The organism is Faecalicoccus sp., from assembly GCF_036552745.1.
Lineage (GTDB): Bacteria > Bacillota_I > Bacilli_A > Erysipelotrichales > Erysipelotrichaceae > Faecalicoccus.
Genome location: NZ_JAXKBY010000045.1, coordinates 1 through 6,403, shown reverse-complemented (window position 1 = coordinate 6,403; position 6,403 = coordinate 1). Strand labels below are relative to the sequence as shown.

The following is a 6,403-nucleotide window of genomic DNA, read 5'->3' as shown; positions in this document are numbered from 1 at the left end:
GTATTATGTCATGAAGATTGTGCCCTGCAGATGCAGGATAATCGGATTGATATTCAGGTTTTAAATCATACGGATAAGGTTCAAAATTCTCTGGATTTTCTAAGGATTCAACTGGAAACAGTAAGCGAACAATATCCGCAATCCATTCAAATCACAAGAAAAGAGGTGTAAGTATGCGTTTTAGTTTAGATATTCAGTATTTCGCTTCTAAAAAGGGAGTTGGTTCTACTAAGAACGGTCGTGATTCCCATTCGAAACGTTTAGGGGCCAAAGTAGCCGATGGTCAGTCTTGTCATGCCGGAAGCGTTATCTATCGTCAGCGTGGTACAAAGATTCATCCGGGAACGAATGTAGGACGTGGTGCTGATGACACATTGTTCGCAATGGTCAGCGGTGTTGTACGCTACGAACGTCTTGGTAAGGATAAGAAGAAAGTTTCTGTTTATCCACAGGCATAGTTGATAAGATCCCTTCGGGGATCTTTTTTTCAAGAAGGAGGAAATCTTATGTTCGTTGATCAGGTCAAAATACATGTACAGGCGGGAAAAGGCGGTGACGGTATCGTTAGCTTTCGTCATGAAAAATATGTAGCTTACGGTGGTCCTTTTGGCGGCGACGGCGGAAATGGCGGCAGTGTCATCTTTCAGGCGGATCCGGGTATGACAACTTTGCTGGATCTGCGCTATCATCGAAAAATCAAGGCCACTCCCGGTGAAAAAGGAAAAAATAAAAAGATGCATGGGGCCAATGGGGAAGATAAGATTGTCAAAGTTCCTTTAGGTACGATCGTCAAAAGAGAAGATACCGGACAGATTATTGCCGATCTAACCGAGCCACATCAGCAGCAAGTCATTGCCAAAGGCGGTAAAGGCGGTCGCGGCAATTATCATTTTAAATCCAGCCGGAATACCGCACCAAAATATGCGGAGTTAGGAACGCTGGGGGAAGAATTTGACTGCATTGTGGAGCTTCGTGTATTAGCAGATGTTGGTCTTGTCGGTTTTCCAAGCGTTGGGAAATCCACTTTATTGGATGCGGTATCCAGAGCAAAACCGGAAATCGGTGATTATCCATTTACAACGATTTCACCCAATGTCGGTGTCGTACAGACTAGAGATGGCCGCAGCTTTATCATGGCAGATCTGCCCGGCTTGATTGAAGGTGCCAGTACCGGAAAGGGTTTAGGACATCAGTTCTTACGGCATATTGAACGTTGTCGTGTTATCGTGCATGTCGTTGATATGGGAGCCGAAGAAGGCCGTGATCCATTGGAAGATTATAAGATCATTAACGATGAGCTTGGATCTTATCAAATTCGTTTACTGGAAAGACCACAAATTGTAGTAGCAAATAAAATGGATCTGGAACATGCCGAAGAAAACTTAAAGCGCTTTAAAGAAGCTTATCCGGATGTTACGGTATATCCGACTACCACTATCATTCATGAAGGAATCGAGCCGGTTTTGACAAAGGCAGCCGATCTTTTGGCGGTAACTCCGGCCTTTGCCATCACCGATGGTGAAATGAAAAACGATGGTGTTGTTTATACCTTTGAAGAGAAAAAGAGCGATCTTCAAATTCAACAAGTGGATTCTCATGTATGGGAAGTTTCCGGGCCAAGAGTGGAAAGAGTCTTTGATATTCAAAAACTGAATACCGAAGAAGACTACTTTGAATTTGCCAATAAAATGCGTTATCTTGGTATTGATAAGGCATTGCGCGAGGCTGGATGTGAAGATGGCGATACTGTACAGTTATTAGGCTATGAATTTGAATTTGTCGAAAGTTAAAAACTATTTGCATAAAATGAATCGATCGGAATATGGGATGATTTCTGTATTCCGATTTTTTACATCCTCTTCTTATATGTAAATACAAAGACAATGTGCATTCTTTTTATAGGAATGAGAAAAGATATGCTAGAATATACATAGTTTTAAAGGAGACACTTTATGGTGCGCCAGTTCGGTGCAGTTGATATAGTTGGGTGAAACTCCCAACCTGGTAACTCTTGGAGCAAAGAGGCCAGTATCCAGTCCTTGGGCATTGTATCGTGAGGTGCCATGTTAAGCGTAGGAAGGAAAGACTTAGAGCCCTAAAGCGAAAGCCTGAAGCCATCTAGCGTCGTTAGTTCTGACAAAGTGGTGGGTGATGCTCTCATAAAGGCCGCAACCAACATAGATTGAATCGTTAAGCCAGATTCAATCGGACACCACCGGCGTTTTAAAGCAGGGCGAGAAGTCAAGGTATCAACTGCATACCTGGGAGGTCTTATAGTTTCCGATAAACACGGTACTGTTGTTACAAGTGCCAATAACACAAGAACAACGGGAAGAGCTGTAAGAAGTCCGATGAGGTCATAGTAGTGATGAAGTGTATGAAAGTACATGGAGCGAAGGACCGAAACACAGTTACGTTTTCTTGAAGGGACACATGTTGAGACACTGGAGGTTATAAAGACATGGAAACAAAACGACAAGATATAAGAACATTGTCCAACAAAATATGGCAAGAAAGAGTGATCCATTACTATATCCATGTAAATATATGGGAAGGTAGTCATATTACATATAACAGACATGTTTGAAAGTAACAGTGGGGAGCCGTATGCGGGAAAACTGCACGTACGGTTCTTAGAGGAGTTTATCTCCAATTGTTTATTATAGAGAGAGGAGTTAAATTTACTTATGAAATTAATATCATGGAATGTAAATGGAATCAGAGCTTGTATCAATAAAGGTTTTATCGATATCGTAGATACACTGGATGCCGATGTTTTTTGTTTACAGGAAACAAAGGCACAGCCGGAGCAGATTGAAATATCTAAAGAATTATATCCCTATCAGTATGCATATAGTGCTGTTCGAAAAGGTTATAGCGGGACTATGATTTTGTCTAGAAAGGAGCCGCTTTCAGTTTCTTATGGTCTGCAGATTGAAGAACATGATCAGGAAGGGCGTGTCATCACGGCTGAATTTGAAAGCTTTTATTTAGTGACGGTTTATACACCAAATTCCGGAGATGGACTAAAGCGTTTAGATTATCGCATGGAATGGGATAAAGCATTCAGTTCGTATATTCAATCGTTGGATAAGCCTGTTGTGATCTGCGGTGATCTTAATGTGGCCAATGAAGAAATCGATATCAAAAATCCTAAGACAAATCGAAGAAATGCAGGCTTTACCGATGAGGAGCGAGACAGCTTTAAAGCTAACCTCTTACCGTATTTAAAGGATACGTTCCGTACCTTATACCCAGACAAAGTGCAGTATTCCTGGTGGAGCTATCGTTTTAATGCTCGTAAAAACAATGCCGGATGGCGCATTGATTATTGGCTGGTAAGTCCGGAGCTGATGGAAAAAGTAGAAGATTCTAAAATATTAACAGATATTTATGGTAGTGATCATTGTCCAATCGAATTGGATATTACACTGTAAAGGGAGGATTTTCTTTTGATAGCGTTTATACAGGGACCGGTACGACTCATACGAAATGATACGATCGTTTTAGATGTACAGGGTGTAGGATATGAGGTCTATGTGAGCCATCCTTACAATTTTAAATTGGGAGAAGATCAGTTTTTATACACCTATCAGCATGTGCGGGAGGATGCGATCCTTTTATTTGGGTTCGTACATGAAAAGGATTATGAAGTCTTTATGCGTTTGATCAATGTAAAAGGAATCGGACCGCGTACGGCATTAAATATGTTAGGAGCCTGTTCAGGAAAAGAGATGATACAGGCCATCGAAGAAGATGACGTAAAGCGATTAAAGGCTTTGCCGGGTATTGGGGCAAAGACGGCATCACAAATCGTTCTTGATTTAAAGGGAAAATTTGTATCGGCCATTGAAGAAGAAAGTGTGGATACAAATCCTGTCTGGGAAGAAGTCAAAGAGGCGCTTTTATCCCTTGGTTATAAAGGAAATCAGCTGTCAGGGGTAAAAAAAGAATTGGCTTCACAGGATATCAGTGTGGATGCGATGCTTCGTAAGGCATTGGCTTTGCTTGCGAAAAGAAATGGGGTATAAATTTGGATAGAGAAATGGATGCACATATGCAGGAGCAGGACAACTTTGAAAAAACGCTTCGTCCCAGCACCTTGCAGGAATATATCGGACAGAAAGATTTAAAACAGAATCTCAGTGTTTTTATACGTGCTGCCAAACAGCGTCAGGAAGCTTTAGATCATGTTTTGTTGTATGGGCCGCCGGGATTGGGAAAAACAACATTGGCTTATATCCTGGCCAATGAAATGCATGGAAACATCAAAACGACAAGTGGTCCCAGCATTGAAAAAAGTGGAGATTTAGCGGCCATTTTAACGACTTTGGAGCCAGGCGATGTATTGTTTATCGACGAGATACACCGCTTGCCAAAACAGGTGGAAGAAGTGTTGTATCCGGCCATGGAAGATTATTGTCTGGATATTTTAGTGGGAAAGGATAGTGCCACTGTACACAATATCCGTCTGACCTTACCGCCTTTTACTTTGGTGGGAGCTACAACCAGAGCCGGCGATTTAAGTGCACCTTTGCGTGATCGTTTTGGTATCGTATCGCAGTTAGAATATTATGCATTGGAGGATTTAGAAAAGATCGTAAATCGAACCAGTCATGTGATGGATACGACGATCGATCCGGAGGCCACACATGAAATTGCCTTACGCTCTCGCGGGACACCGCGTATTGCCAATCGTTTATTTCGAAGAGTACGGGATTTTGCGCAGGTCTATAATGAAGGAATCGTTTCACTGGATGTGGCCAAGGATGCTTTGGATCGTTTAAAGGTCGATCATCTGGGTCTGGACGCAGTCGATCATAAATACTTACGTGGTATTATCGAACGCTTTAAGGGTGGCCCTGTAGGCTTGGAAGCGATTGCCTCCAGCATTGGAGAAGAACCGATGACCCTGGAAGATGTGTACGAGCCTTATTTGTTGCAGATTGGTTTTATCAACCGAACACCAAGAGGTCGTGTGGCAACGCCAAAGGCTTATGAGCATCTGCAAATCAGCTATCAAAATCCTTTGTTTGAATAAGTCGGAAAAACCGGCTTTTTCTTTTTGTCCTTTCCAGGCTTTTGTACCATAAAATATTAGGAAGCGTGCTATAATAGTTGCATGGCAAATTTAACAACATTTTCAGAAAAAGTTTTACGATATTTAGAACCGGATGAAAACCGGTGGTCTTGCTGGCTTGAAAAACAAGAGCTTCAAGCCGTCAGCGATGCCTCTTGTATGCATGCATTTGTGGATTGTATTAAAAATGCGCGAGAACAAAACAAGAAAGTGATTGTCTGTGGAGATTATGACTGCGATGGTATTCTGGCAACGACAATCATGGTGGATGGCTTGCAGAAGTATGGCTTAGAAGTCGGATTCTATATTCCGAACAGAATCAAGGAAGGATATGGGCTTAACTGCAACACTGTCTCATTGGCTCATAAAAAAGGCTACGAGTTGTTAGTGACGGTTGATAATGGGGTCAAGGCGCACGATGCACTTTCACTTGCCAAAGAAAGTGGTATGGAAACAATTGTAACCGATCATCATCGAATTGATGAAGAGATTTGTTGTGATGTACTTGTGCATCCCACAAAAATGGAGGAGTCTTTTTCAACGCTATGTGGTGCGGCTGTTGCCTATGAGTGCATACGGGCACTAGGTGTCGATACACCTTATCACTTGATTCTGGCATCCATCGCCAGCATCGGTGATGTTATGCCGGTAACCCATCAGACAAGAGCATTGATTCAAAATGGCTTACAGCTTTTAAATACATCAAAAGAAAAACATACTTATATCTTGGCCAATGATGGCATGTTGAATGAAACTAGCGTTGGTTTTCAGATCGTGCCTAAATTAAATGCGATTGGTCGTTTAAGCAATATGGCCAATGTGAACAATGCGGTTCGTTATTTTCTAAATCAGGATGAACGAGAGATTCGTCGGTTCTACGATCAGATCGTTCACGTCAATGATATGCGCAAACAAATCAGTACAAAGATGACAGATTGTGCTTTGCGTAAGTGTACCCCGCAGGATCCTGTCTTACTGGTCAGTGATCCAAGCTTTCATGAGGGCATCATCGGTCTTGTGGCCGGCTCTTTATGCAGTCAGTTTCAAAAGCCGGCTATCGTGCTGGCACAAAATACGGATAGCTATAAAGCCAGTATGCGTTCCCCGGAAGGTTTTGACTGTATGGATTTTTTATCCGGGTTTGACGATTTTAGAGCCTTGGGTGGTCATACACAGGCAGCTGGTTTTTCTCTGGATCTACAAAGCTTTCCGGCATTTGTCAAATATGTCAAAAAAGCCGGAGCAGCTTTTCATTGGACGCCTTTAAAAAAGAATACTCTGCACATCGAACCGGAAGATATCACAACGCAGTCTGTACAGAGT

Annotated in this window: 6 protein-coding genes; all 6 read left to right on the top strand. The window is 42.2% G+C overall.

The features are described 5' to 3' along the window. Window positions 1–173 precede the first annotated feature (173 nt). Window positions 174–458, top strand: coding sequence for a 50S ribosomal protein L27 (rpmA, locus tag U0M88_RS02340; RefSeq protein WP_022789148.1), 285 nt, complete (start codon window positions 174–176; stop codon window positions 456–458). A 48-nt stretch (window positions 459–506) separates the two neighbouring features. Continuing rightward, window positions 507–1,790 (top strand): GTPase ObgE, encoded by a 1,284-nt coding sequence (gene obgE / locus U0M88_RS02335; protein ID WP_117446696.1) that lies wholly within the window; start codon window positions 507–509, stop codon window positions 1,788–1,790. An 897-nt stretch (window positions 1,791–2,687) separates the two neighbouring features. Continuing rightward, window positions 2,688–3,437 carry an exodeoxyribonuclease III gene (locus U0M88_RS02330; protein WP_331868784.1) on the top strand — a complete coding sequence of 250 codons (750 nt, stop codon included), beginning with the start codon at window positions 2,688–2,690 and terminating at the stop codon, window positions 3,435–3,437. 15 nt (window positions 3,438–3,452) lie between these two features. Further along, window positions 3,453–4,031, top strand: coding sequence for a Holliday junction branch migration protein RuvA (gene ruvA, locus U0M88_RS02325; RefSeq protein ID WP_331868783.1), 579 nt, complete (start codon window positions 3,453–3,455; stop codon window positions 4,029–4,031). Between the two features lie 14 nt (window positions 4,032–4,045). After that, window positions 4,046–5,041, top strand: a complete 996-nt coding sequence (gene ruvB, locus U0M88_RS02320) for a Holliday junction branch migration DNA helicase RuvB (protein WP_117447306.1) — start codon at window positions 4,046–4,048, stop codon at window positions 5,039–5,041. Window positions 5,042–5,122: 81 nt separating this feature from the next. Further along, a partial coding sequence (locus tag U0M88_RS02315; protein ID WP_331868782.1) for a single-stranded-DNA-specific exonuclease RecJ occupies window positions 5,123–6,403 on the top strand: 1,281 nt, incomplete at its 3' end.